General features: G+C 63.2%; 32 protein-coding genes. 12 read left to right on the top strand and 20 right to left on the bottom strand.

Going from position 1 to position 22,977, the window contains the following annotated elements; all coding sequences use genetic code 11:
- Positions 1 to 6: 6 nt before the first annotated feature.
- The 16 genes from CHEID_RS02255 to CHEID_RS02180 all read right to left on the bottom strand — a co-directional run bounded on the left by CHEID_RS02255 (position 7) and on the right by CHEID_RS02180 (position 6,811).
- Positions 7 to 267: a glutaredoxin family protein gene (locus CHEID_RS02255; RefSeq protein WP_112768609.1), complete on the bottom strand. Its 261-nt coding sequence runs from the start codon at positions 265 to 267 to the stop codon at positions 7 to 9.
- Between the two features lie 35 nt (positions 268 to 302).
- Complete coding sequence (locus CHEID_RS02250) at positions 303 to 740, bottom strand: single-stranded DNA-binding protein (RefSeq protein ID WP_181645838.1); 438 nt, start codon at positions 738 to 740, stop codon at positions 303 to 305.
- Positions 741 to 862: 122 nt separating this feature from the next.
- The gene (locus CHEID_RS02245; RefSeq protein WP_112768607.1) at positions 863 to 1,237 is read right to left on the bottom strand and encodes a hypothetical protein; all 375 of its coding nucleotides are present in this window, start codon (positions 1,235 to 1,237) and stop codon (positions 863 to 865) included.
- Entirely contained in the window at positions 1,230 to 2,027 is a 798-nt protein-coding gene (locus CHEID_RS02240; protein WP_112768606.1) for a helix-turn-helix domain-containing protein, read from the bottom strand. The genes CHEID_RS02245 and CHEID_RS02240 overlap by 8 nt, the downstream gene beginning before the upstream one ends.
- Entirely contained in the window at positions 2,024 to 2,311 is a 288-nt protein-coding gene (locus CHEID_RS02235) for a hypothetical protein (RefSeq protein WP_112768605.1), read from the bottom strand. Before CHEID_RS02235 ends, CHEID_RS02240 begins: the two co-directional genes overlap by 4 nt.
- Complete coding sequence (locus CHEID_RS02230) at positions 2,308 to 2,508, bottom strand: hypothetical protein (RefSeq protein WP_112768604.1); 201 nt, start codon at positions 2,506 to 2,508, stop codon at positions 2,308 to 2,310. The genes CHEID_RS02235 and CHEID_RS02230 overlap by 4 nt, the downstream gene beginning before the upstream one ends.
- A 187-nt stretch (positions 2,509 to 2,695) precedes the next feature.
- A complete protein-coding gene (locus CHEID_RS02225) occupies positions 2,696 to 3,238 on the bottom strand; it encodes a hypothetical protein (RefSeq protein WP_146743801.1) in 543 nt (180 codons plus the stop codon).
- Positions 3,235 to 3,426 (bottom strand): hypothetical protein, encoded by a 192-nt coding sequence (locus tag CHEID_RS02220; RefSeq protein WP_112768602.1) that lies wholly within the window; start codon positions 3,424 to 3,426, stop codon positions 3,235 to 3,237. Before CHEID_RS02220 ends, CHEID_RS02225 begins: the two co-directional genes overlap by 4 nt.
- Positions 3,419 to 3,652, bottom strand: a complete 234-nt coding sequence (locus tag CHEID_RS02215) for a hypothetical protein (protein WP_146743800.1) — start codon at positions 3,650 to 3,652, stop codon at positions 3,419 to 3,421. Before CHEID_RS02215 ends, CHEID_RS02220 begins: the two co-directional genes overlap by 8 nt.
- Positions 3,636 to 4,004, bottom strand: coding sequence for an HNH endonuclease (locus tag CHEID_RS02210; RefSeq protein ID WP_146743799.1), 369 nt, complete (start codon positions 4,002 to 4,004; stop codon positions 3,636 to 3,638). The genes CHEID_RS02215 and CHEID_RS02210 overlap by 17 nt, the downstream gene beginning before the upstream one ends.
- A gap of 73 nt (positions 4,005 to 4,077) precedes the next feature.
- Complete coding sequence (locus CHEID_RS02205; RefSeq protein WP_112768599.1) at positions 4,078 to 4,428, bottom strand: hypothetical protein; 351 nt, start codon at positions 4,426 to 4,428, stop codon at positions 4,078 to 4,080.
- Positions 4,425 to 4,910: a hypothetical protein gene (locus CHEID_RS02200; RefSeq protein WP_112768598.1), complete on the bottom strand. Its 486-nt coding sequence runs from the start codon at positions 4,908 to 4,910 to the stop codon at positions 4,425 to 4,427. Before CHEID_RS02200 ends, CHEID_RS02205 begins: the two co-directional genes overlap by 4 nt.
- Positions 4,903 to 5,793, bottom strand: a complete 891-nt coding sequence (locus tag CHEID_RS02195) for a YqaJ viral recombinase family protein (protein ID WP_112768597.1) — start codon at positions 5,791 to 5,793, stop codon at positions 4,903 to 4,905. The genes CHEID_RS02200 and CHEID_RS02195 overlap by 8 nt, the downstream gene beginning before the upstream one ends.
- 105 nt (positions 5,794 to 5,898) lie before the next feature.
- Complete coding sequence (locus CHEID_RS02190) at positions 5,899 to 6,129, bottom strand: helix-turn-helix domain-containing protein (RefSeq protein WP_112768596.1); 231 nt, start codon at positions 6,127 to 6,129, stop codon at positions 5,899 to 5,901.
- On the bottom strand, positions 6,126 to 6,371 hold the full coding sequence (locus CHEID_RS02185; protein WP_112768595.1) for a hypothetical protein: 246 nt from the start codon (positions 6,369 to 6,371) through the stop codon (positions 6,126 to 6,128). Before CHEID_RS02185 ends, CHEID_RS02190 begins: the two co-directional genes overlap by 4 nt.
- A gap of 182 nt (positions 6,372 to 6,553) precedes the next feature.
- Positions 6,554 to 6,811, bottom strand: coding sequence for a hypothetical protein (locus CHEID_RS02180; RefSeq protein ID WP_112768594.1), 258 nt, complete (start codon positions 6,809 to 6,811; stop codon positions 6,554 to 6,556).
- Positions 6,812 to 7,161: 350 nt separating this feature from the next.
- Here CHEID_RS02180 and CHEID_RS02175 point away from each other — a divergent pair, with 350 nt between their 5' ends.
- From CHEID_RS02175 to CHEID_RS02145, 7 genes are all read left to right on the top strand, one after another.
- On the top strand, positions 7,162 to 7,467 hold the full coding sequence (locus CHEID_RS02175) for a hypothetical protein (protein WP_146743798.1): 306 nt from the start codon (positions 7,162 to 7,164) through the stop codon (positions 7,465 to 7,467).
- Positions 7,460 to 7,840, top strand: coding sequence for an ImmA/IrrE family metallo-endopeptidase (locus tag CHEID_RS02170; protein ID WP_112768592.1), 381 nt, complete (start codon positions 7,460 to 7,462; stop codon positions 7,838 to 7,840). Before CHEID_RS02175 ends, CHEID_RS02170 begins: the two co-directional genes overlap by 8 nt.
- A 77-nt stretch (positions 7,841 to 7,917) precedes the next feature.
- Positions 7,918 to 8,565, top strand: coding sequence for an excalibur calcium-binding domain-containing protein (locus CHEID_RS02165; protein WP_238599213.1), 648 nt, complete (start codon positions 7,918 to 7,920; stop codon positions 8,563 to 8,565).
- 25 nt (positions 8,566 to 8,590) lie between these two features.
- Positions 8,591 to 8,908: a hypothetical protein gene (locus tag CHEID_RS02160; protein WP_112768590.1), complete on the top strand. Its 318-nt coding sequence runs from the start codon at positions 8,591 to 8,593 to the stop codon at positions 8,906 to 8,908.
- Positions 8,908 to 9,966, top strand: a complete 1,059-nt coding sequence (locus CHEID_RS02155; protein WP_112768589.1) for a tyrosine-type recombinase/integrase — start codon at positions 8,908 to 8,910, stop codon at positions 9,964 to 9,966. The genes CHEID_RS02160 and CHEID_RS02155 overlap by 1 nt, the downstream gene beginning before the upstream one ends.
- A 537-nt stretch (positions 9,967 to 10,503) precedes the next feature.
- Positions 10,504 to 10,725, top strand: a complete 222-nt coding sequence (locus CHEID_RS02150; RefSeq protein ID WP_112768588.1) for a hypothetical protein — start codon at positions 10,504 to 10,506, stop codon at positions 10,723 to 10,725.
- Between the two features lie 199 nt (positions 10,726 to 10,924).
- Positions 10,925 to 12,091, top strand: a complete 1,167-nt coding sequence (locus tag CHEID_RS02145) for a Gfo/Idh/MocA family protein (protein ID WP_112768658.1) — start codon at positions 10,925 to 10,927, stop codon at positions 12,089 to 12,091.
- 53 nt (positions 12,092 to 12,144) lie between these two features.
- Here CHEID_RS02145 and CHEID_RS02140 read toward each other — a convergent pair whose 3' ends face one another.
- A complete protein-coding gene (locus CHEID_RS02140) occupies positions 12,145 to 13,002 on the bottom strand; it encodes an enoyl-CoA hydratase (RefSeq protein ID WP_112768587.1) in 858 nt (285 codons plus the stop codon).
- Positions 13,003 to 13,758: 756 nt separating this feature from the next.
- On the opposite strand from CHEID_RS02140, the gene CHEID_RS02135 reads away from it, so the two are divergent.
- Positions 13,759 to 14,700 (top strand): ABC transporter ATP-binding protein, encoded by a 942-nt coding sequence (locus CHEID_RS02135; RefSeq protein ID WP_238599285.1) that lies wholly within the window; start codon positions 13,759 to 13,761, stop codon positions 14,698 to 14,700.
- Positions 14,701 to 14,706: 6 nt separating this feature from the next.
- A complete protein-coding gene (locus tag CHEID_RS02130; protein ID WP_112769226.1) occupies positions 14,707 to 15,942 on the top strand; it encodes an ABC transporter permease in 1,236 nt (411 codons plus the stop codon).
- Between the two features lie 227 nt (positions 15,943 to 16,169).
- Here CHEID_RS02130 and fkpA read toward each other — a convergent pair whose 3' ends face one another.
- Complete coding sequence (fkpA, locus tag CHEID_RS02125; RefSeq protein WP_112769227.1) at positions 16,170 to 16,529, bottom strand: FKBP-type peptidyl-prolyl cis-trans isomerase FkpA; 360 nt, start codon at positions 16,527 to 16,529, stop codon at positions 16,170 to 16,172.
- Positions 16,530 to 16,690: 161 nt separating this feature from the next.
- The gene (locus tag CHEID_RS02120; protein ID WP_112769228.1) at positions 16,691 to 17,974 is read right to left on the bottom strand and encodes a citrate synthase; all 1,284 of its coding nucleotides are present in this window, start codon (positions 17,972 to 17,974) and stop codon (positions 16,691 to 16,693) included.
- 294 nt (positions 17,975 to 18,268) lie between these two features.
- Here CHEID_RS02120 and serC point away from each other — a divergent pair, with 294 nt between their 5' ends.
- The 3 genes from serC (at position 18,269) to CHEID_RS02105 (ending at position 22,006) form a co-directional block, all read left to right on the top strand.
- Positions 18,269 to 19,411 (top strand): phosphoserine transaminase, encoded by a 1,143-nt coding sequence (serC, locus tag CHEID_RS02115; RefSeq protein WP_112769229.1) that lies wholly within the window; start codon positions 18,269 to 18,271, stop codon positions 19,409 to 19,411.
- 90 nt (positions 19,412 to 19,501) lie between these two features.
- Positions 19,502 to 20,995, top strand: a complete 1,494-nt coding sequence (sepH, locus tag CHEID_RS02110; protein ID WP_273661219.1) for a septation protein SepH — start codon at positions 19,502 to 19,504, stop codon at positions 20,993 to 20,995.
- A 33-nt stretch (positions 20,996 to 21,028) separates the two neighbouring features.
- The gene (locus CHEID_RS02105) at positions 21,029 to 22,006 is read left to right on the top strand and encodes a DUF6928 family protein (protein WP_238599286.1); all 978 of its coding nucleotides are present in this window, start codon (positions 21,029 to 21,031) and stop codon (positions 22,004 to 22,006) included.
- A gap of 12 nt (positions 22,007 to 22,018) precedes the next feature.
- Here CHEID_RS02105 and CHEID_RS02100 read toward each other — a convergent pair whose 3' ends face one another.
- Complete coding sequence (locus CHEID_RS02100; protein WP_112769231.1) at positions 22,019 to 22,894, bottom strand: TrmH family RNA methyltransferase; 876 nt, start codon at positions 22,892 to 22,894, stop codon at positions 22,019 to 22,021.
- Positions 22,895 to 22,977: the final 83 nt, after the last annotated feature.

The following is a 22,977-nucleotide window of genomic DNA, read 5'->3' as shown; positions in this document are numbered from 1 at the left end:
CGTGGCCTAGTCACCGTGATCACCCTCAATCACGTCGATAGCGTGCGCCACATCACCGGGCCGGGAACCACAGAACCGGTACTCCTTATCACCGTTCTTCGCGGTCACAATCGGGGCTACCGTAAGCCCCTCGCTAATCGCCCACTCCCTCACCTCATCGGTGATCCGCAGCTCATCGTATGGCGCTCCAGCCTTAGTGAACATGCGCTTCACTGCGGTGCAGTGTGAGCATCCCGGCTGGGTGTAAATGGTTAATCCGTCTCGCATTGTTTGTCCTTTTCGTTTGTTGCTAAATGGTTGATTCAGAATGGGGGTTCATCGTTGCCGAACCCGCCGAAACCTTGCTGCTGCGGCTGCTGCTGGGGTTGCTGGTTCTGCGACCATCCGCCGCCATTCCCCCCGGCCTGTGGTGCCTTCTCGATCTTCTCCACGATGGGGAATTGGACTTCCGTGGAGGTTCGTTTCTGACCCTCCTTGGTTTCGTATTCGCGATGCTTCAGTTGGCCCATGACGGCTACCTTGTCGCCCTTAGTGAGGTGCTGTGCCATGCGTTCCGCTTGCTGGTCGAAGAGGGCGGCGCTCACGTATGCGGAGTCTGCGTCCTCCCACTGGCCGCTGTCGGTCTTGCGGCGACGATTGAAGGCGATCCGTAGATTGAGAATGGCTTTCCCGTTTTGTGCGTAGCGCAGTTCGGGGTCTGCGACGAGGTTGCCGATGCCGGAAATGTTGGGCAGGGACATGCTGTTCTCCTTGAAACTTGTTGTAAGCCCGTTTGCGGGCATGAAAAAGAACCCCGCCACCCAGTACGCGGCAACGGGGTAAAACTCGGTCTACGCCCCCAACGGGCGCGATTCTGACACGGTTAAGGGCCTATCGCCCTCACCTCCTTACGCTTCTGCTCCAACACCGGCTGGATAAGCGCATCACGCTCCAACCGCTTCTGCTCACGCGCAGCCTCCAACCACCGGCGCTTCACCGGATCCTGCTCCCACCTGTCACGCACAGCCAAAGCAGCACGCTTCATCTCCTGCGGGTTGATCTGATGCGACAGATCCCCGTTCAGCGACCACCAGGTGACAGCCTCAGACCACACCTCATCCGGCACCTGCATGGAAGCAAGCACCTCAGCCCACGCCTCAGCGCGCTGACGACTGGGCTTAGGGCAACGATCAGGGCACAGGTCCGCGGCCTTAGCGAGGATCTGCGTGGCGAGCTTCAGATAGGCGGGGTCACTCAACCTCCACCACCTCCCCGTCAACGAACTCCGCTTGGCAGTTCCCGTCAGCGAGGGCTAGCCAAGCATCAGCTTTCGACTGCGGTGCTGGCTTCGACGGGACCAGATCGTCCTCCCAGCGCTTGTCGTTCAGCCAGCCTTGCGGCCACTTGATGAACCGCTGCTCCGTCTGCTCAGCTTCGATGTGCTGCGCGTAGCGGCGTGCCCCGTCGATGATCACCGAGGGGTCAGTATCAGTCACCGCCTTGTCCCAAGCCTCACGGGCTTTCTTCTTTCCCGTGCGCCGTGGATACACCCGCCAGAACTCATCGAAGCCGCCCGAATGTGGTTCAGGATGGTTCCTTGATGGTTCAGGGGGGTTATGGATGGTTTGTAGGACACCAGTGTCCGGGGGTAGTGCACGAGATGACCGCCCGTCATGCACGAAATGACCGCCCGTTGTGCACGAGTTGTCCGCCCGTTCTGCACCAAATGACCGCCCGGTCAAATTGTCCGCCCGTCCCTTCCGGGCCTCCAGACACAGGTCCCACACCACCGGGCGCACGTCCTTGCGGAGGTGCGCAACGTGCTGCTGATCCCCCCGGCGGATGAGGCCGGACTGCTCCAGCTCGTTGAGGTATCTGCGGACTGTGCGGGGTGAGCACCGGGCGCGCTCAGCGATGCTGGCTTGCGAGGGCCACGCGCCCGTTCCGTTGTCGCTGGCGTGGTCTGCTAGGGCGATGAGGGTTACGAGTTGGCCTTGGCTATCCACTGGGGCTTCATCCAGCGCCCACAGCATTGCCCTCAGGCTCATGGCTCCACCTCCGGCTTACTCACCAAACGGCGCACCACGTGGGCATCAGGGGGCGAACCATCCGGCATCCACGCGCGGGGCACACTGAAATCAGGGATAACCTCGCAATGGGGGTAATAAAGCCGCGCGTTCCGCTCTTCGGGGAATTGCAACTCCACCCCATCATCATCAAGGATCCGAAGAATAACCGCGCACAGTCCGGTTCCCGGCACTATGGCGCGCATCCCAACGCACTGCTCCCGCTCCTCCGGAGACATGCCCAGAAGCGTGTCATCGTCACTCATTCGACTACCTCCGGTTCGGTGACGAGGCGTCGGATGATGCGCTCATGGGGGGCTAATGCGCGGCCTTCGGGCAGCAGCATACCGTCCACGTTCGGACACCACTTCGTGACTGTGCGCCACTCCTCATCTGGTTCACTTTTCAGTTGCACGGCGTATTCCCACCGCATTCCTTCCATCTGCTCCGGAGTGATGTTCATTTGGGGTTCTCCTTTATTCGTGCTTCGTGTGGCCGCCGGGCAGTGGCATCAGCCATCTCACGGCTCCCGCAATCGAAATGAATCCCGCACCGCGCTATCTCAGGCAGGGAACCGTTGCGTGGTCGGTTCGGTGTGGTGCACACGTAAAACCGGTTCCGCACGCGGTGCACCCAAATACCCGTGCCGCTCATTCGTAGTCCGCTAGTAGTGCCGTAATAACGGCGGTGCCACCTACCTCTTCAAGCACTGTGGCGTCACAAATCGGCCCGTTAAGAGGACTAATCCACTTACCGCCCTTTTTCTTACGAAACGCAATGGCTTCATCGCCGCCTATCCGAGTGTTCTCCGGCAATGCCTTCAATTCCTCTGCAGTGGTGATGATCTGCCCAATGTAGGGCCTCGTTTTCTCCGGCTCAATGGGCTGCGGGCCGTCCGGGATGATGTCCCGAATCTCCGCGCCCGGCCACTCCAAGACCGTGAAGTTCTCCATGTGGTCCACCTTTGGGTTCCTGCCGTCGCATTCCCAATGAGGGAAAGGCCTATCGTCCGTGCTCTCAAAGCGAGCACGATGGCCGAATACGTCCTGCACAACCACACCCGGAACCGCGTACTCAGACGCCCACGCGCCCTCAACATGGCGCGGCACCCATTTAGTCGGTGTGATGAGTTTGGCAAGGGCTTCCTCGCCCAGCACCTCTCGGATACGATCCGCTGTGTACGTCTCCATCACTCACCATCCATTTCAGTGTCGAAAACAAGGAATGTTCCCGGGTCATCGCAGATACACTCCGCCGCTGCATCAATAGCTGTCTCCCTGTCCACCGCCTGCACACTCATTCCTCCCGAAAAAGATACCCAGTAGTAATTCATCTTCGGGTCCATGTAGCGGTCCACCTCATCCAAATGCGGGTCACTCACGCTCCCACCCCCACAACTCCTGCGCCTCATCCACAGCAGCAACCAGCAAATGAAACACGTCCTCCGGGATGTAAATCTTCGCGCTATCCGTATGCAAGCTAAACGAACGATCATGCGGCTCAAAACCCACATGCATATCCATCCACCCAGCCTGCACAGCGCCACGCGCATTAGGCCACGTCACGGGCATCCTGCCCACGTGAGGGCGCTCAGTTTTCGTTGTCATAGTTCTCCTTGTTGTAGGCGGTAAACCCGCCGATTTCGTCTAGTAGTACCCAGCGGCCACGGCGTAGCACCGGTTGCTGGTCTGGGTTATCCCAGCCATGAACCAGCCACCCGTTTTCGTAGGCGCGTTTGGGGTCTTTGTGAATGCCGACTAAATGACAATGGCGGCAGCAAAACAATCCGTTGGGGATAGTGTCCTGGCCGCCCTGCGACTTCATCTGCCGGTGATGCCAATCAGTCCCCCACCCCGTACAGCCAGGGGCGATCATCACCTCGCACGACGGCTCACCGTAATCACTCGCGCGCTCACGCACCGCCTCATACACGTGCTTAGGGAATGGGCGTTTAGTCATCCTCATCCCGCCAATGCAAAAGGGCCACCATAACAGCGGCGGCCCCAAACCAGATAGCTAGCAGGTCAAGCATTCATGTCCTCCCCGCGTTGCCATACATTGCACGAACAGACGCGCCGATTGACTGATACGCCCGCAACTCCAAGTCAAGCGCCTTCAGAAGCTTGTCCGCGTGCTTGAATGCGATATCCGCAACGTCCCTCGCTTCGCGCTCGCCCATCGTCAATAAGTCCGCCTCATACTCACGGTCCTTGATTGACCCCTCAGCATCCTTGTAATTCTGCGCATAGGCCCGGTCGAATGCGCGGTCAGCCTCTAAGAAAGCCGCATAGCGCTTCGAGAAAACACCGATCCCCTTAGCGATCCGGTTCACCAACTCGCGGATATGCGACTCAATCTCAACGGGGTTCAGCGGCTCAGTCACTTGCCCCCCTCAATCTCCTTGCGGCGCGCAGACAGAAGCCCACGGAACTCATCATGAGTCCCCTCAGCCTTCAGCTCATTGAAGATCGCGGTCAGCTCATCCAACGTCGTCGCCGCCGCCACACGGCCAGGAGTCTCACCCCGGCGTACCTTCAGCATTTCCTCACGGGTCACACGTTTAGACCCGGAATAGCCAGCGTTAGCCAAAGCGCGGCCGACAGCGGATGTTTCGCAGTTCTCTAGCGCGGCCTGTTTGTTGGCCATGCCAGCGCCATCCACCTCATAGGCGTGCCCAACACCAGTAGGGCGTGCATCAGGGTCGCTACTTCGATATACCTCCGCGCGCATAACCCACCGGGTCTTACCAATATCCCCATCCTTGTCAATCAGGTGCGCCTCAATGCGACCGCTCTTGTTGTCGTTGTAGAACCGCTGAATGCGCTGATCAACGGTCTCGTAGTCTTGCAGGTTGAAGTTAGCCATTGCTCTTCACCTTCACTGTCGATGGTTTCGTTTCCTGCAGCACGTACTTCCGCTCCAGATCCGGGTACTCCCGCGCCAGCCCCTTACGGTCAAAGCGGTTCGTCACCTTCGGGCCGCTCACCTCAGCGACCAAATCACCGCACTCCACCACCTGCGCCTCATCACCGAACTGCCGTAGGAACTCGGCCACAAGACCCGCGCGCTCATCCTGCAGTCGCCGATTCGCGGCGTTGTTCTTGCCGATTTGCCGATCAATCTCCAGCACCTCAGACAGCAAGTGCGAGGCGTAGAAATCACCGCTCAGGTCACGCGCCTCCTGCGGGGTGAACTCCAGGAACTCGGTAGCCACGCGGCGCATCTGCTCGAACGTGGCCTCATCCGGGTAAACAAACCCCGTGCGAATATCCCCATCCGGGCGCAGCTCACCACCAACCTCCGTGGTTCCCTGCCACGCCACCAGGCACGACTCCGCGCCCGTCACCAACAGCTGCCACTGCACCTGCAGGAAGTAATGACGCGGCAGGTCCTCGATGAACCCCCACGGGCTTTTCGCCGTCTTGATCTCCCCGATCATGGATTGTCCGATCATGTCCGGGGTAGCGGCGAACCGCTCATCGTCCACGCTGACTAGCAGTTGATCGTTCGGGGCCAGTTCTGGGAACCACTCACTCACCTGCGCGGCAATGACAGGCTCCTGCTGCTTCCCGAACTTCGTGTATCTGTTCCCACCGAACCGACGGTCGCCGCGCTTCTCAGACCACAGCGAGCGGTACGCCTTCTCGGTCCCTGAAATGATCTTCGGGATGTCCGTGGCGGTTACCCGCGTCTTCCGCAGCTCCAGCCACTCATCCCGGCTCGTTGTAGGTATCGTCGTGTATCTCATCGCGGCGCCTCCTACGAGCACATTGCGATAAGGCAAAGGGCCGTGGTGACAGCCACGACCCAGAACCAAAACCTGTGCACCTCGTAACGGGGGTGCAGCATCACATCAAGCAGCATGAGCGGCCTCCTGGAAACGCAGAAGCTCGCGGTAGCTGATCCGGTACGGTGCCCACTTCTTCGTCTGCGACGCGGGCAGCTCACCGCTCGCGCACCACTCCCATACTGTTTTCGGGGATACCCCGCACATCGTGGCGAACTCCGCCACGGACAGCATGGGTTTACGCTTGCCGAACACGGCCTCGATGTCGTCCATGACTTGGCGTAGTTGTTGTTTCATGCCGCCACCGCCTCAAACCCCAAGGCCTCCTGCGCCAGCCGCAAGACACCGAAACAAGCACGCAGCTCCGCGCACAAGCGATACGGCATATCGGCAGTGAACCCACTAGTCACAGCCTCGCTGTAAGCGTTGATAGCCCCAAGATGATCGCCAGCGGCGACGCGGCGGAACATCTCATCCCGCAGCTCAAAGCGCTGCTCACTCATCGTGTATTCATCCGTCATCAGTTCGTCATGCAACATGCGCCCACATCTCCTGTAGCTGTTCGTCCATTTGCTTCTCTGTTTCCCCGTCGCACCACTCAATGAGGGTGTGGACCGGGTTGCCGATTGGGTTGCTGGTCAATCTGCGGTCTCCTCAGATACGAAAAAGCGCCCCGTGGGGCGCTGAAGTTGGGCTGTAGTTATGACACCACCCAAGGGCGTTAACCGGCGATGGCCTCCCGCATGATGTTCCGCACCGCTGACTCCCCCGTGGGGTCTGAGTAGTCGATGCAGCGGTAGCCGTCCGGGGTGATGATCTCGATGCGCGTCAGTCTGTCGGCTTCGCGCTCCATGCGCTTCACGACCTTCAGCACGATGCGCTTCAGCCGGTGCTGGTTGATGTCTATCCGGTGGCGCTTGCAGTAGTGCTGGGCCGTGGTCTTCAGTTCGAGCACGGTCTGATCCAGGTATGCGGACATGAGTTATCCCCTTCTCGCTGGTTAACACCCCTGCCTTGGCTACTTTTTCAAGCCTCAGGTGGCGACCGCTCCGACCGTTTCCGTTCGGTGCGATGACACAAACCTACAACGGTTGTTGTTTTCTAGCAACAGTGGAATTACAAGCACCCTATTTCGGGGGTGCCCTCACGGGGGTGACCAGCATTTTTCCATTTGTTGACGAAGATCAACAAACGTAGACTGACCTCATGCAAAAACGGCATTCCGAGTGGATCTCACAAGCGACTAATGGGGCCTCCTACCGTGAGATAGGGAGGCGAACAGGCCTGAACTATTCAGCTCTGAGTAGGAGGTTGTCAGGAGCAGGCTCCTTGACGGCAGACCAAGTGATCAAAGTCAGCTATGCCTACGGGGTCAACCCGGTGCAGGCCCTCGAAGACACAGGGCACCTGAACGACAACGGCCAAGTGAGCACCCCGGAACAGATCGCCAACCGCATCAAACGAGACGCGGACCGCCTCGCAGCGGCAGCTACAAACGACAACGTCGTACCCCTACGCCCCGACCAAGACGCGGATGTCTCACCCAACATCTACGATGACGACACCCCGCTACGGGCGGTGGCAACGACCGACGATGAGGACGCTCAGAGAGGATGGGATAGCGAGGATGACTGACTTCACCGACCTGCAGATCATGGCCGACATGCTGCAGGTCAACCTCACCAAACACGACCAAGGGCCACCCGGCTACTACCACCACGCAACCCGCACCATCAGCACACGCCGTGGCATGAGCGCCCGCCAGTACCGCTCAACTCTCGCTCATGAGTTGGGCCACGCCGCTTACGGTGACACGCCAACCCTCAACACCCACTACTCGCAGCGGCAGGAACGCCGCGCGGACAAGTTCGCCGCACACCTGCTAATCACCACAGAAGCCTTCTGCGATGCCTACGCTTGGGCGCAAGGCAACTTCCAGGAAATTGCCGACGAACTCGAAGTCAACCAGCGGATACTCCGCGCATGGATCGAAGGAAAAGCTGCATGATCGCCCAAACAAGTCCATCTAAAGCAGCCTCAAGCAACCGATTCTTCTGTTGGCTTCTGGTAGTCCTAGGGGTCTCGATGTTCCTGTTCACACCGAGCCTATCTAGTTTCCTCATCGGTCTAGGATTTGCGCTGCCCTCAGGGTGGTGGTTGTGGTGCGACCGGAAGGACACCAAGGCGAACAAGGGCTTCATTGAACGCCTTGCCGAGCATCAGCGCCTACAAGAAATCTTGCGCGACACCGATCCTGACGTTGCCGAATGGGTAGGCCCAAAACCCGAGTTGCAACGTACTCCTCGCAGATGGGTAATCGTTGGCCCGGCCGCAGCCATTTGCCTGGTTCTGGGTGCTTCTGCCAGCTCATCTTCGGATTCTGCGGGCAAAACAACAACCTACACGCCACCCACATCCACGGTCACGCAGACAGTGGCCCCGCCGACCGCAACGGAAACTGCTCAACTGTTCGCTCCCCCCACCACGGAGCAGCCACCGCAACCCGCATACACCCCGCCCCCGGCAGCACCGCAACCCGACGTGCAGCCTGAGCAAGCACCGCCAGCGCAGGTGGCTCCACCCGCCGAACCGCCCGCATCCACCGGCACCTACTACGCCAGTTGCCGGGAAGCCCGCGCCGCAGGGGCCGGGCCGTTCTACCGTGGACAACCCGGATACCGGGATGCCCTAGACCGAGATGGCGACGGGATTGCCTGCGACAAGGTTGCTTAGACAACTCACCCCAGAAAGGAACACCATGAAAATCCGCCACGCCGCACCCCTCCTCGCGCTCCCCCTCATCATCACCGGATGCGGAGAGACCGAACCCGCAGAAAACATCAAGGGGATGGACCGCGCCACCGCAGTAGTCCTATGCCACAAGCAACTCACGAAGCAGACAAGCATACCCAAGAGCGACCTCGGAACCGTCTCGCCAGAGCACATTCGACGAATCAACAGCGAAGAAGAACACTGGAACATCCAGCACGACGCTAACGGGCGAGCCTACAACTGCAACGTTTACCCGCAAGACGCTGACAACGCGCGCGTAGAAGCCTCCGCAGAACCCGCCTAATGGCCTCCATCAAGCGGTACAAGAACGCCGCAGGGAAGACCCTATGGCGCGTCCAATACCGCGACCCCCAAGGCAAAAGCCGAACCAAGCAACCCTTCCAAACCAAGACCGCAGCAGAAGCCTGGGCCGCAACCAACACCACCGCGCTCACACAAGGGACGTGGATAAACCCAGAGCGTCAGCGAACCACGATCAAGCACCTGTGGGATACGTGGTGGCCATCCCAGCGACACCTCGCCGCATCCAGCTCCCGCGCTATCGAAACATCCTGGGCCACACACGTGCAGCCCGCCTGGCAGCACGCGGAAGTCGGAAGCGTCACCACAGAAACAGCCCAACGATGGGTAGATAAACTCGCCGCGCAGCGTAGCCCCAGCACTGTGCAACGCGCGCACGGCATACTCAAAACGCTTCTCGAAGAAGCCGTGAGGTACGGGTACATCACCGCCAACCCCTGCGCTTCCACGCGCGTACCGGCGCGACAAAGGCGCGCGGTAGTCACACTCACCAAGCAGCAAGTGGAGGATCTGGCCGCGACCTCGCGCCGCTTCCCTGAGCTGCTGCTGTTCCTCGGGTACACCGGGGCCAGATGGGGTGAAGCCGCCGCCCTCACAGTTGGCGACCTAGACCTTGCCCGGGGGCGTGCCCGCATCACAAAAAGCGCAACCACCATCGGGGGTAAAGCTCAGATAGGTACCACCAAGACACGCGCCAGCCGCACCATCGCGATACCGAAAAGAGTGGCAGAAGCGCTTGCCCCCGTTGTTGCCAGCAAACGCCCCGATGCACTTGTGTGGTCGAACCAAGATGGCGGGCCGCTCACCACACCATCGCGCCGAAGCTGGTTCCACACGGCAGTGGACAGGTGCATGGCAGCGGACCCGACTTTCCCGCCTATCACGCCGCACGACCTACGCCATGCCGCAGCGTCCATCATGATCGCGGATGGTCACAGTGTTCTTCTTGTCCAGCGCCAGCTAGGGCACGCCAGCGCGAAGATGACGCTAGATACTTACGCACACCTGTTCGATAGGGAACTTGACGCACTTAGTGGGTAGTTGTTCTGGATGTCGTGCGAATGTCGTGCGGTTACACCGTTTTTGACCTATATGTGCAGATGAGAGCGGTTTCGCAGGATAGTCGATTCCTCTCTGGGGCACTTTTCCGACGTGCTAAGGACCCGTTGTTCTAGTAGTCTAGACGCGATTTTCGCGCCGGATATAACATCTGCTAGTCACCTCAGGTTGCCCCGGATTCTCGTGCTGGTCGTGCGCCGTAGGACCTACCGGTCCCGTAGTCAAAGCAGCCGATCTAGCCGGCGAGCCCATGACTTCTGCCTCGTCGCCGGACAGACTGCTGCTCCGCGCAATCGGTACTCCCGACCCGAACTGAGTCTCGGTCCCCCCTAACCGTCTGGCGCCTGAACTCCTGGTCCGAAAGTTCAAAGGGTCGAAATCCCGGACACCTCAGCCCCCGGCCCCCCTCCCCACACATCCGGCGGCCCCTCCGCAACCATGCACATTGGTAGGATAGTTCCAGCATGCCAATCCCCCGCTACTTCCATCCGGGCGTGCGAACAGAAAGGAATCATCTTCATGGTTATGAAGTCTCTCCACAACATGGGCGTTCGCTCTGAGTACGCCTACACCGCCGGCCTGGCATCCGTCGCCCTCTCCTTCGGTTCCTGGACTGCTTCTCGCCTCAAGTCCGGCGACAGCAAGGCGCAGTCCGACCGTTGGGGCATCTTCGTCGGCCACTGGGCGCCGACCTTCTTCACCCTCGGCCTGGCTCTGTCCCAGTACGAGCAGGAGAACTAGTCTCCCGGATTGCCGATCGGCTTTCACCCCGCTGACCTGTATGGTCGGTGGGGTTTTCTCCTTCTTGATACCCCCAGGCAGTCCTCGCGGACATCCAGCCCCCGACGGCCCACCATCCATGTGTTCATTCCCAGGCCCCCGCCCAGAAGGACCTGCCACGAATCTGCGGTATCCGGTGCGCGGCCCTACCCTGGCGTCCATGTCCGAACAACCCCAGCAAGACCAAACCGCCGCCGCCACCATCACAGATACCGCCCCCACCCAGCGGCCGTTCCGGTTCGCCGTCGTCGGTGCGGGCCAGATCGCGCAGCAGGCTTTCATCCCCGGTGTCCAACAGCTACCCGAGGCGCAGATCGTCGCTTTCGTCTCCTCCGACCCGGAGAAGGCGCGGGCCTACGGCGTCAAGCACTACGACTACGAGCAGTACGACGAGCTGCTCAACTCCGGCACCATCGACGGCGTGTACATCGCCACCCCCGTACACAAACACCGCGAGCACGCCGTCCCCGCGCTGAAGGCCGGCGTCCCCGTCCTGTTAGAGAAGCCGATGGCCCCGTCCGAGGAGGACTGCCGTGCCATCATCGACGCCGCCGCCCAGACCAACACCACCCTCCTCGTCGCGTACCGCCTGCATAACCATCCGTTCTTGCTGCGCTTGGTTGATTGCGTCCGCAAGAAAACAATCGGTGAGATCCGCTCCTACACCGCCAGTTTCGGGCACAACGTCAACCCCGAAAACCACCGCGGCAATTCCGGATTCTGGGGCGGGCCGATCCCGGACATGGGCGTGTACCCCCTGAACCTCATCCGCAATCTTCTCGAGGAGGAGCCGATCGCCGTCCACGCGCATGGCAAGCGCAACGCCGACGCGCAGTTCGATTTCCACGACACCGTGGCCGTGACCTGCGAGTTCCCGTCCGGCGCGCTGGCGCAGTACACCGCGTCCTACTCCACGGTCGGCCAGCAGGGCTTCACGCTGGCGGGCAGTGAGGGGTCCATTCAGTCGAACGCGGCCTTCCAATGGGGCGACGACGCCGAGCTGAGCTACACCTTGGCCGTGGAGGAGGACGGGGAGATGTCCACCGAGACGGTCGAGTTCGAGGCCTACGACCAGTTCGCCGGGGAGACGCGGCACTTCATCGAGTGCGTGCGCAACGGTACGAATCCCGAGCACAGCGGCGTGGAGGGGCTGATGGACGTGCGGGTGTGCGCGGCCGTGGAGGAGTCGCTGCGGACCGGCGCGACGGTGCGGCTAGAGCCGGTGGAGCTGCGACACCGCGTGAGCATGGATCAGGCGGAGACGATCCCGGCGCCGCCGAAGCCGGGGGATGATGAGCTGGTCAATATCGTCGCCGAGGAGCTGTAGGGGTTCGGGGGGCGATTTGATGCTTTGGGACGCCAGCCAGCCGGGCGTCCCACCTACCGACCGCTGAACTGCGGCCTGCGCCCCTCGGACCGGGCGGCCTTCGCTTCTCGCACATCTTCGCTTTGCCAAACGCGGTCGTAGAGCTCGCGGTGGGCGTCCTGCGCCGGGGCGTGGGAGAGGCTCGGGCGCAATTTTGTGTCGTTGAGGACGGCTTTCGCGTACCGCATCGACAGGGGCGCTTGGGCGGCGATGTCGTGGGCAAACCGGCGGGCCTGGGCTGCGTCGTCGCAGATCCGGGAGGCGAATCCCAGGGCCTCCGCCCGCTGCGCCGTGATTCGGCCGCCCCCGATCATGAGGTCCCGCGCGAGCGCCCCGCCCAGCAGTTCGCGGGTGCGGTTGAGCATCCAGGTGTCGAGCACCAACCCGTTGGCCGCCGCGGGTATCCAGCAAGCGGCTGCGGGGGCGAATACGCGCAGGTCGCAAGCCATTATTAGTTGGCATCCGGCCCCGACGGCCGCGCCCTGCACCTCGGCGATCATGGGAACGGGTGCGGCCAGGATCGCTTCCGTCATGCGTCCGGCGGCGTCCAGGAAGCCACTCTCGTAGACGCCGCCCAGATCCGCACCCGCGCAAAAGACGTCGCCTTCGCCGCGGATCAGGATGACGCGAGCGGGATGCGCGCTGGGCTTCGTGCCACTCGGCTGCACGGCGTCTTCGCCGATGCCAGGCGATCCACCAGCAGCACCCGCTTCCCCCTCCACTGCCAGCTGCACGGCAAGCGCGATGCCATCGCATTCAACCTGCCGCAACGCATTTCGCTTCTCCGGGCGCCGCAAGGTCACTACTGCCACGTCCCCATCGCGCGATAGGGAGACCGTGCGCGGAAGAATGGGCCGCCTGCTGCGAGTCATGGACTCAAATCTAGTGCCGGTGGTGTGGTGGTGACGGCCCTTTTCCCTTTTGGACGCCAACCCCACCTCGCGCCGCCGAGGGGCAAAACCCCGGACACCTCACACCCACCCCCGCTACAAAACCCCAGAACCACACCTACCAACCGTCCGGGAAAACGCCCCTCCACCCCCGAAAGCCTCAGCTCCCCCACCCCACAACCACACCTGCAACTCCAACAACACGCTGGGATCGCAGGCGAGCGGCTGGAGCCACCCCGACATACAGGGAGGTCGCCGGCACCGCACTGGGCTACCGGGCGGGGAAGTCGTTGGACCCAAACCCGCGGGGTGCAGGTTGCGCAGCGCAACCGGCCCAAACCCGCAGGACGCCTGCCGTGCGGCGCTACCTTCGCGAGCCAACCCGCCCGAGGCACGACGTACAGTGCAACTGCGGTGGGCCCCACGGGGTGCATGTTGCGCAACGCAACCTCGGTGGGCCCCGCCGAACGCGCGCCGCACAGACTCGCGTCCACAACAGCCAACCGCTTGTCCCACCGATCCACTAGACTCACCTCACGCGACCCGGCAGCCACCATCGTCCGACAACGCCCTTGCGCTGGGCTCAGACAGTGAACGCCGCGAGCACCCTTCGTACCGCACACCCACAACCCGCCGACCGAGCACCCGCACCAAGCACACCCACAACCCGCCAAACGAGCACTCCCCCCACCACAACCCGTACCCAGCACAACAAGCCCGAGGAAGGACAATCCCGCCGTGGTTCCAGCGCCACCGACGCAGTCTCCACAGCCCCTACATATCCGGCACCTGTTCAAAAGCTTCGGCGACACGCAGGCTCTACAGGACATGACCTTCAGCGTGCACCCCGGAGAAATCTACGGGTTCGTCGGCTCCAACGGCGCCGGCAAGTCCACCACTATGCGGATCGCCCTGGGCGTGCTCAGCGCCGACTCCGGTGAAGTGCTCCTCGGAGACCGCCCGATGGACGACACCCTCCGCCGTCGAATCGGCTACATGCCGGAGGAACGCGGGCTCTACAGCAAGGAAAAGGTCCTCGACCAGCTCACCTTCCTCGGCCAGCTCAGCGGCCTCACCAAGCCCGCGGCAAGCGCCAGCGCCAAAGCCCTGCTGGAGCGGCTCGGCCTGGCCGACCGCGCGGAGGACAAGCTGAACAGTCTCTCCCTCGGCAACCAGCAGCGCGTGCAACTCGCGGCCTCGCTCCTGCACGACCCGGACCTGCTCATCCTCGACGAGCCCTTCTCCGGCCTCGACCCCGTTGCCGTGAACGTCATGAGCGGCATGCTCCAGGAACGCGCCCGAGCCGGCGTCCCCGTCATCTTCAGCTCCCACCAGTTAGACCTCGTCCAGCGCCTCTGCGATCGAGTCGGGGTTGTCGCAGCCGGCACCATGCGCGCCGAGGGCACCGTCGACGAACTGCGCTCCGGCGGACCCATCCTCTACGACATCCGCACCCCGGCGCGCGGATGGTACCCACCTGGCACGCGGATGGTGGAGGAATTGGTTGATGGCGTCGTCATCGAATCGCCCACCACGGACCTCGACCAGGACATCCTCCGCGCGGCCCTGGCATCCGGCCCCGTCCACTCCTTCTCCCGTCGGGTGCCGGACCTGACGGACATGTTCCGGGAGATTATTGAGGACGCCACCAAACCCAGCGCTGAGAGAAAGGCGAGCTAGAAACCGATGCAGAACACGGGTTATTCATCCGCGAACACTATCCGCACCGTGGCCGCACGGGAGATTACGGTGGCCCTGCGCAACAAGTCGATCCTCATCACGCTAGCCGTGCTCACGATAGCGACGCTGGGTGCCATTGGTTTCCTCAGTTGGAAGAGTTCGCAGGACGACGGGGAGGGTGCCCCGACGGTGGTCGTCGTCGGGGTGGACAAGCAGGCGCTGGAAGCGGGGCTGCCTGCGGAGTCCACGGGTTCTATCGTCCCCGGCAAGGGCGGCCCCGCCGACAAACCCCTGGACATCAGCACCGCCAGCTCCCGCGATGAGGCGATTCAGCAGGTCAAGGACGGTAAGGACGCAGCTCTCATCGCTGCGAACCCCGGCTACGAACTCATCTCCGACGGCCGAGTGGACCAGCGGGTGCAGGAATCCATCACCACGGCGCTGGTGAGCCTTGGGCAGCGGGAGGCGTTAGCCAAGGTGAATGTCGCACCCGAGGCCTTCCGGGCCGCACTGCCGGACACGAGCATGCGGACGACCAACCTGAAGGAAGAGGAGTCCTCGGTGAACATGGCGGCTGTGGTCACCGTGCTCGTGGGGGTAGGGATTATGTCGTACTTCATCATCCTGTTCGCCGGGAACATCGGGGCGAGGGTGACGGAGGAGAAGTCCTCGCGGATTGTGGAAATTCTGCTCGCCTCCGTTCGCCCGATCGACTTTCTGGCGGGGAAGCTGATCGGCAACGCTTTGGTGGGGTTCGCGGCAACGCTGATTGTGCTGAGCGTAGGGACTATCGGCGTGCTGGTCACCGGGTTGGCCGACGGGTTGGCGTTCGACTTCGCGACGGTCCCCCTGCTACTCATAGCGTTCCTGCTGGGGCTGCTGTTCTTTGGGGGCCTGTACGCGGCCGCAGGGTCTTTGATCAGCAGGACAGAGGACCTGCAGTCCGCCGGATCCCCGGTGCTGCTTCTGCTACTGGGGATGGTTTACGCTCCCTTCATCGGGATGACGAAGATGGACTCCACTGTCATGCAGGTTCTGGCGTGGATTCCTCCGTTCAGCCTCACCACCGCGCCCCTGGAATACGCCGCGGGGAACCTGGGGCTCCTGGGCGTCGTGGCGAGCTTTGCCCTGGCCGCACTTGTCACGGCGGGGGCACTCGCGTTGGTGGCGAAGATCTACCGCTATTCCATTCTGCACAATGGCAGCAAGCTGACGTGGCGGGAGGCGCTCAAGCAGTCCTAGCGGGGCGGGGGCTGACAACATGGCGCGAAAAAAGCGCGGATCGGGTCTGATCCGCGCTTTTGATAATAGTGCGGGGCGGCGACGCGAGGGCCGCAGGCCTGAAGCCTGTGGCGCCCCACGGCCGACCTGTTGGGCGCCCCATGGTCGGCCTGGCTGTGGGCCCACCGTCAGTCGACTAGCGGCCGACGGTGCGCCGACTGGTGACCGACTGCCTGGCCCGCGCTGCGCTACTTGACGTCCAAAAGATCAATGATGAACACCAGCGTGCGCCCGGACAACGGGTGGCCCATCCCCGCCGGACCATAGGCCTTCTCCGGCGGGATTGTCAGCTTTCGACGGCCCCCTGCGCGCATCCCCGGGATCCCCTCCTGCCACCCGGCGATCAAGCCGCTGAGCGGAAACGCGATGGCCTCACCCCGGTCCCAAGAAGAGTCAAACTCCTCCCCGGTTTCGTAATCCACGCCCACGTAGTGGACTTCCACCATGCCGCCCTCAACGGCCTCTGCCCCCTCGCCCACGGTGATGTCCTCGATGACGAGATCCTTTGGGGCCGGGCCTGCCTGCGCCTCGATCTGCGGCTTACTCATACAAAACTCCTGGTTGACCACGGCCCTGGTGGGCCCGCGGTCGGGTCTGGACAGATGGTCAGCAACTGTGCGTTGCGTGCAGACCAGTGTGGCGGTTCAACCACCCGAGTGCAAGATAAGCCACCGCGCCTCGGGGCCGATTCAGGCCCCGGCGTAACGTCCTAGCGCCCGATCTTGCGCTCGGTGGGGCCGGTGTAAATCTGGCGGGGGCGGTTGATCTTCGCCGTCGGCTCGTTGACCTGCTCCAAGTAGTGGGCGATCCAGCCGGGCAGGCGGCCCATTGCGAAGAGCACGGTGAAGAAGTCCGTCGGGAATCCCATGGCCCGGTAGATGAGCCCGGTGTAGAAGTCCACGTTCGGGTACAGCTTGCGGCTGATGAAGTAGTCGTCCGCGAGGGCGATCTCCTCCAATTTCATGGCAAGGTCCAGCAGGTGGTCGCCGCCGAGGTGCTCCAGGATCTCGTGAGCGGAATCCTTCACAATCGCCGCGCGCGGGTCGTAGTTCTTGTACACGCGGTGGCCGAAGCCCATGAGCTTCACGCCCGGCTCCTTGTTCTTCACCCGGTTCATGAAGTCCGTGGCGTCCCCACCCTGCTCGTGGATGCTCTCCAGCATCTCCAGCACGGCCTGGTTAGCGCCACCATGCAGCGGGCCGGACAGCGCGTTGATGCCCGCTGCGATGGACGCGAACATGTTGGCCTGGGAGGAGCCGACCATACGCACGGTGGAGGTGGAGCAGTTCTGCTCGTGGTCCGCGTGCAGAATGAGCAGCTTGTCCAGGGCCTTGGTGATCACCGGGTCATTCTCGTAAGGCTCCGTGGGGTAGCCGAACATGTTGCGCAGGAAGTTCTCCCGAGCGTTGAGGGAGTTGTCCGGGTACATGTACGGCTTGCCCTTGGAGGCGCGGTAAGCGTAGGCCGCGAGCATCGGCACCTTCGCCATCAGGCGATAGGTGTTCAGCTTCTGAGCATCCTTGTCCAGCGGGTTGAGGTCCTTCTGGTAGTAGGTGGACAGGATGTTCACCGACGACGCCAGCACGGACATGGGGTGCGCGTCACGGGGGAAAACGCGGAAGGCGGACTTGAAGTCCTCGTCCAGCAGGGTGTGCTTGCGGATGTTCTGGTTGAACTCTTCCTTCTGCTGCTCGTTCGGCAGTTCGCCGTTGATGAGCAGGTAGGACACCTCGTTGAACGTGGCGTTCTCGGCCAGGTCAGCGATGTCGTATCCGCGGTGACGCAGGATGCCGTTGGCTCCGTCGATGTAGGTAATAGCCGACTCGGTGGAACCGGTGTTCATGTACCCGGGGTCCAGGGTGGTCAGGCCGGTTTCGGCCAGCATTTTGCCCAGGGCGACACCGGAGTTGCCCTCGGTGGCGTGGACAATGTCCATTTCAAACTCTCCACCGGGGTAGTGGAGAACGGCCTTGTCCTGATTATCGGTAGCCATTGACATCCCTTTCTGAAATGTTCGCTTGCCTCGGCAGCTGGCACGGTAAAAGTGCAATGTTCAGCTCGCGCTATTCTACGGAACCACGTGGGGCAGGGGTGAGGGATTTCGAGGCGTTGGGGCCAGCCATGTTCCGCCCACCCTCATCAGTGTGACCCGAAAACGTGGGACAGCCCACAGCTTACTCCCCCTGTGACCGCCGCGACCGTCTACCGTTCCGAGCGTCCCGCCCAGAGGCTACACTCGACCTATCGACGACCGGCCCCGATACAGAAAGTCTTAGAACCCTTCGCCATGAACGCTCCGTCTGAATTCCCCACCATCCCCGCAGAGCTCATTCCCGCCGACGGCCGGTTCGGCTGCGGCCCCTCCAAGGTCCGGGAGGAGCAGCTGCGCTCTATCGCGGATCACGCGGACATCATGGGAACCTCCCACCGGCAGGCGGGGGTGAAGGATGTGGTCGGCTCCGTGCGGGCGGGCCTGACGGAGTTGTTCAGCCTCCCAGATGGTTACGAAATCGTCCTCTCCCTGGGCGGCGCCACCGCGTTCTGGGACGCGGCCTCCTTCGGGTTGATCCGCAGCAAGTCGGCCCACCTGACCTACGGCGAGTTCTCCGGCAAGTTCGCCTCTGTGTCCAAGAAGGCACCGTGGTTGAACGAGCCCCAGGTGATTGCGGGCGAGCCAGGCACTGCCCCGGACCCGGCGCAGCTCGGCGGAGCGGATGCCGACGTGGTGGCCTGGGCGCACAATGAGACCTCTACCGGCGCGATGGTTCCGGTGGTTCGCCCGGATACGGATGCGTTGGTGGCCATCGATGCGACCTCCGGTGCCGGTGGCCTCCCGGTGGATATGACCAATGCTGACGTTTACTACTTCTCCCCGCAGAAGTGCTTCGCCTCCGATGGCGGCCTGTGGCTCGCCGCCTTCTCCCCGGCCGCCCTGGAGCGAGTGGAGCAGATCGCCGCCGACGAGCAGCGCTACATCCCCGCTTTCCTGGACCTCAAGACGGCCGTGGACAACTCCCGCAAAAACCAGACCTACAACACCCCCGCCGTGGCCACGCTGCTCATGCTCAACGATCAGATCCAGTGGATGAACAACGGCGGCGGCCTGGATGGAATGGTCGAGCGAACCCGCGAATCCTCCTCCACGCTGTACAACTGGGCAGATTCCCGCCCGGAGGCTTCCTGCTTCGTGGCTGAGCCGGAGAACCGCTCGCTTGTCGTGGGCACCATCGACTTCGACGAGGCGACCGTGGATGCGGCGAAGATCGCCAAGATCCTGCGGGCCAACGGCATCCAGGACACGGAGCCGTACCGCAAGTTGGGTCGTAATCAGCTGCGCATCGGCATGTTCCCGGCTATCGACCCGGCGGACGTGGAAAAGTTGACGGCAGCGATCGACTTCGTCATCGATGGCGGTTACGCGCGGGCATAACGCTCAAGTCCATCCTGGGGAACGGTGGGCCCTCACTTTCCTCGCCGGCGGTGGAAGTTTTCGGTCTCGGTTAAAGGAGGACACGAACCCATGCAAGAGCTAGTACTCGTTCCCGCGGACAGCGATGCGAACTCCGTAGTGTTGCGATCTCTCGATGGCACTGCGGAATTCTTCCTGCCGGTCACCGACGCGCTGCGTCGCATTATTGGGGACGCCCATAACCCCGCGCCCACCTCCGCAGCCCCAGATGCGGAACCTCCGCTGACTGCGGTGCTCGGCTCCCGCGGGTCGATAGATCCCGCCGATGCGTCGCCTACTGCCGGGGCTGAACATGCTCCGGGCCCGGGGAGCTCCGCCAGCTCTTCGCTGTCCCCTGCAACCGATCCCGCAACCGATCCTGCAGGCGACCCTGAAACCGATCCTGCGGCTGATTCGGGGGCTGGCACCACAGCCGACACCACTGCTAGCACGGCAGGCGCTGCTGATCGGGTGCAGCGTGAAGCGACCGCTGACCCGACCGCTGTTGCCACCGCCGGGACTGATGACCCGGCCCACACCAGCCCGACAACAGGTCACAGCCCTACGCGGAACGCCACGAAGAAGGTGGAGAACAGCTCCGATCAGCCGGGTTCTCGCGGGCTGCGGGAAGTGGGATTTGGGCGCCAGGTTGGCGTCGTCGCCGAGAAAAACCCCGCCACCACCGACCACCAGGCCCCGCAGCGCCGCCGCAACCTCCGGCCCCGCCGCTCCCGCATCTCCATCAGCCCGCGCGACATCCAGGACCGCGTGCGCCACGGCGCCACCGTCGCCGAACTGGCTCGCGAGGCGGACACAGACGAATCCCGCATCGAGCCCTACGCCTGGCCGATCCTGCAGGAACGCGCCCGAATCGCGGAGCTCGCACACTCCGCGCACCCCATCACCGCCCAGGGCCCCGCCACCGAGACGCTGTGGGAAAGCCTTGCCACCACATTCGCCGCCCGCGGGGAGAAAATCCGCGACGCCAACTGGGACGCCCACCAAAACGAGATGAAGCAGTGGGTTGTCACCGTCAGTTGGAACAAGACGGCCGCAGGCCAGGAGTCCACGCACGTCGCGGAATTCGGTTTCACGCCGGAAGCCGCCGGGCCCAACGTCGTGCAACCGCTGAACTCGATCGCCGGCGACCTGGTGGACCCCCGATTCGGCCAGCCGGTGCGGGCCGTATCCCCGGTGACCTCCCTGAGCAGCGCAGGATCTGTGGAAAACCGCGTAGGCGCGCACGGCGGCCTGCCCGGATCCAGCGGCTGGGGAACAGGCGACCATGCTCCCAACGGCACCACTGTTGCCGGAGACCCCAACCACAACGGCAGCGGAGAGCCCGAGGAAGGAGCTGACCTCGGCGGCGAAGGTGCCAGCGGCGGGGCGGGAAACTCGGCCGACCGTGGCAACCGCAACGAGGGCAGCGACCAGAATGAGGACGCTTTCCTCCAACACCCCGCTGCCGAGCGGGAGGACAAACCCCGCCGCAAGCGCAAGGCCGTCACCCCCCACTGGGAGGACGTGCTACTCGGCGTGCGCACCAACCCGCGGAAAAAGAAGTAAACCCCGGCGAAGACCAGAGGAACCCCCACCGCCATGCACTCCGAGCAGTCCGTAGCCAGCGCCATCGCCGACACCGATCAGGCACCGCGCACACTCGTGACCCTGTGGTGCGTCCGCGCTGAAGCCACGGACCGCAAGCCCCGCGCCATCCTCGACGCGGAACCCCAAGCGGACCGTGGGTTCGCCCGCAAATACCTAGCCCAGCTCAACCCCCGCTGGCCGCTAACCCACATCGGGGACTTCGACATGTCCCGCAGCGCCCCGCCCAGCGAATCCGAGTTCTACATCGGCGCCTACCCCGGGCTCAGCGTTGTCCAGGTCGTGCTGCCCGGACTGCTCCGACTCACCGACATGCCCGAGCAACTGCGCTCCGTGGCCCCCGCAGGGGACATTTACGCGACCTGTAGCGTACCCCCTGGCTACGAGGCCCCCTCAGTGGGGCAGCTAGACCCCCTGGCGGACGACTACACCGGGCTGGCGGGATTCGCTCACTTCCGCGATGGCGAGGTGCGGCGGGCCTTCAGCGCGACGCGGGAGCGGGTGTACGAGGACATCGGCCTGCCCGAACCCAGTGAATCCCCATTCTGGGCAGGCAACACGGAGGCCAGCGGCATACAGCTACCCTTCATACCCGCCGAGCTGGCCCGCGCCGCCCTGGCCGCATGGCTGGGGGTGGATCCCGCCGCCGGGGACGTGCCGGTCCCGGTCACCGCTTTCGCCGTGGACGGCCGGCCCGAAGCGAAATCGGATACGCGCGCGCCCTCACGCCCTGGCCGGCGAACATCTTCAGATAATCCCCCACAGCCCGCAGCGGTCTACGACGATTACGCCCGCACCCCCACCCGGGGTGATGCCAGCCGCGATTCCAACCGGGACATTGCCCGGGACATCGCCGTCTCCGCTGGCCGAGGGTTGCTGTCTGGCGCACGGGCCGGTGCCCACGGTCTGCAGAATCTGGCGCATCGGATTGGCGCGGAGGTGCGCAAGCAGGCCCGGAAATCCGGCCGCTAGCCCCCGCGCCGGCTAAAACCGAGCGGCGTAGAACCCGATAGCCGCCGCAGTGGCCACGTTCAGCGAATCGGTTTCCGGGGCCATGGGAATCGCCGCCCGCAGATCCGCCGCTCGCATCGCGTGCTCAGTCAGCCCCGGGCCCTCCGCCCCCACCATGATCGCAATCCGCGCCCCCTCCGGCTGCTGGCAGCGCACCGAGGCGATGGCCTGGGCCAGATCCACATCGGTGTTGGGGGTCAGCGCGATGACCGTGAATCCCCGCTCCTGTAGCGCCCGCAGCCCCTGCTGCCAGTTCGTAGTCTTCCCCTGGAAGTGGGCATAGGGAACGCGCAGCACGTGCCCCATGCTCACCCGCACAGCCCGCCGATACAGCGGATCCGCCGTCCCGGCGCCGAGGAGCACCGCCGAGACACCCAAGCCCGCCGCGTTTCGGAAGCAGGCACCGATATTCTCGTGGTCGCCCACCCCCTCCAAGACGGCGATCGTGGCTGGTCCCGATGGGATGTTGTCCAGGACGCCAGCAACAGTGCGCTCCACCACCCGATCCGCAGCGGCCACCAAACCTCGGTGCATGTCGAAGCCAACGACCTCCGCCAGCGTCTCGCGGTCGACCTCATAGACCGCTGGGGTATCGCGCACTGGTTCGTTGGCTAAGTCCTCGCGCAATGCCTGAATCTTTCCGGGGAAACCGACGATGCAGCGTACGGGGAAGGCCGAGCGCACCAGTCGACTGACCACCAGCTTTCCTTCGGCGATGACCAGTCCCTTGCCGCCGGGAAGATCCGGGCGGGCATCGGAGGAGTTGAGGTGGCGGATGTCATCCAGGCGGGGATCAGCGAGGTCGGTGATGGCCTGGGCTGTCGGTAGGGCGTTCAGGGAATCCTCCATCGGTTGCACCGCTGGGCGTACTTTGCTCGCGCAGCGGACGCGACGAATCAGTCAGGGGGCCAGGGTGCCGCCGGGCATCCTGG

Source organism: Corynebacterium heidelbergense (genome assembly GCF_028609845.1).
GTDB lineage: Bacteria > Actinomycetota > Actinomycetes > Mycobacteriales > Mycobacteriaceae > Corynebacterium > Corynebacterium heidelbergense.
The sequence above is the reverse complement of the archived record's forward strand: the minus strand, read 5'-3'. Positions and strand labels throughout refer to the sequence as shown.

Bases quoted from the DNA above. Each gene is read 5' to 3' on its own strand.
- CHEID_RS02170 (WP_112768592.1), top strand. From the start codon at position 7,460: ATGACTGACTTCACCGACCTGCAGATCATGGCCGACATGCTGCAGGTC.
- serC (WP_112769229.1), top strand. From the start codon at position 18,269: ATGAACGCTCCGTCTGAATTCCCCACCATCCCCGCAGAGCTCATTCCC.
- CHEID_RS02140 (WP_112768587.1), bottom strand. From the start codon at position 13,002: ATGACTCGCAGCAGGCGGCCCATTCTTCCGCGCACGGTCTCCCTATCG.
- CHEID_RS02180 (WP_112768594.1), bottom strand. From the start codon at position 6,811: ATGTCCGCATACCTGGATCAGACCGTGCTCGAACTGAAGACCACGGCC.
- sepH (WP_273661219.1), top strand. From the start codon at position 19,502: ATGCAAGAGCTAGTACTCGTTCCCGCGGACAGCGATGCGAACTCCGTA.
- CHEID_RS02155 (WP_112768589.1), top strand. From the start codon at position 8,908: ATGGCCTCCATCAAGCGGTACAAGAACGCCGCAGGGAAGACCCTATGG.
- CHEID_RS02105 (WP_238599286.1), top strand. From the start codon at position 21,029: ATGCACTCCGAGCAGTCCGTAGCCAGCGCCATCGCCGACACCGATCAG.
- CHEID_RS02200 (WP_112768598.1), bottom strand. From the start codon at position 4,910: ATGGCTAACTTCAACCTGCAAGACTACGAGACCGTTGATCAGCGCATT.
- CHEID_RS02185 (WP_112768595.1), bottom strand. From the start codon at position 6,371: ATGTTGCATGACGAACTGATGACGGATGAATACACGATGAGTGAGCAG.
- CHEID_RS02195 (WP_112768597.1), bottom strand. From the start codon at position 5,793: ATGAGATACACGACGATACCTACAACGAGCCGGGATGAGTGGCTGGAG.
- CHEID_RS02165 (WP_238599213.1), top strand. From the start codon at position 7,918: ATGTTCCTGTTCACACCGAGCCTATCTAGTTTCCTCATCGGTCTAGGA.
- CHEID_RS02210 (WP_146743799.1), bottom strand. From the start codon at position 4,004: ATGACTAAACGCCCATTCCCTAAGCACGTGTATGAGGCGGTGCGTGAG.
- CHEID_RS02100 (WP_112769231.1), bottom strand. From the start codon at position 22,894: ATGGAGGATTCCCTGAACGCCCTACCGACAGCCCAGGCCATCACCGAC.
- CHEID_RS02230 (WP_112768604.1), bottom strand. From the start codon at position 2,508: ATGAACATCACTCCGGAGCAGATGGAAGGAATGCGGTGGGAATACGCC.
- CHEID_RS02215 (WP_146743800.1), bottom strand. From the start codon at position 3,652: ATGACAACGAAAACTGAGCGCCCTCACGTGGGCAGGATGCCCGTGACG.
- CHEID_RS02145 (WP_112768658.1), top strand. From the start codon at position 10,925: ATGTCCGAACAACCCCAGCAAGACCAAACCGCCGCCGCCACCATCACA.
- CHEID_RS02160 (WP_112768590.1), top strand. From the start codon at position 8,591: ATGAAAATCCGCCACGCCGCACCCCTCCTCGCGCTCCCCCTCATCATC.
- fkpA (WP_112769227.1), bottom strand. From the start codon at position 16,529: ATGAGTAAGCCGCAGATCGAGGCGCAGGCAGGCCCGGCCCCAAAGGAT.
- CHEID_RS02190 (WP_112768596.1), bottom strand. From the start codon at position 6,129: ATGAAACAACAACTACGCCAAGTCATGGACGACATCGAGGCCGTGTTC.
- CHEID_RS02240 (WP_112768606.1), bottom strand. From the start codon at position 2,027: ATGAGCCTGAGGGCAATGCTGTGGGCGCTGGATGAAGCCCCAGTGGAT.
- CHEID_RS02120 (WP_112769228.1), bottom strand. From the start codon at position 17,974: ATGGCTACCGATAATCAGGACAAGGCCGTTCTCCACTACCCCGGTGGA.
- CHEID_RS02235 (WP_112768605.1), bottom strand. From the start codon at position 2,311: ATGAGTGACGATGACACGCTTCTGGGCATGTCTCCGGAGGAGCGGGAG.
- CHEID_RS02250 (WP_181645838.1), bottom strand. From the start codon at position 740: ATGTCCCTGCCCAACATTTCCGGCATCGGCAACCTCGTCGCAGACCCC.
- CHEID_RS02150 (WP_112768588.1), top strand. From the start codon at position 10,504: ATGGTTATGAAGTCTCTCCACAACATGGGCGTTCGCTCTGAGTACGCC.
- CHEID_RS02255 (WP_112768609.1), bottom strand. From the start codon at position 267: ATGCGAGACGGATTAACCATTTACACCCAGCCGGGATGCTCACACTGC.
- CHEID_RS02130 (WP_112769226.1), top strand. From the start codon at position 14,707: ATGCAGAACACGGGTTATTCATCCGCGAACACTATCCGCACCGTGGCC.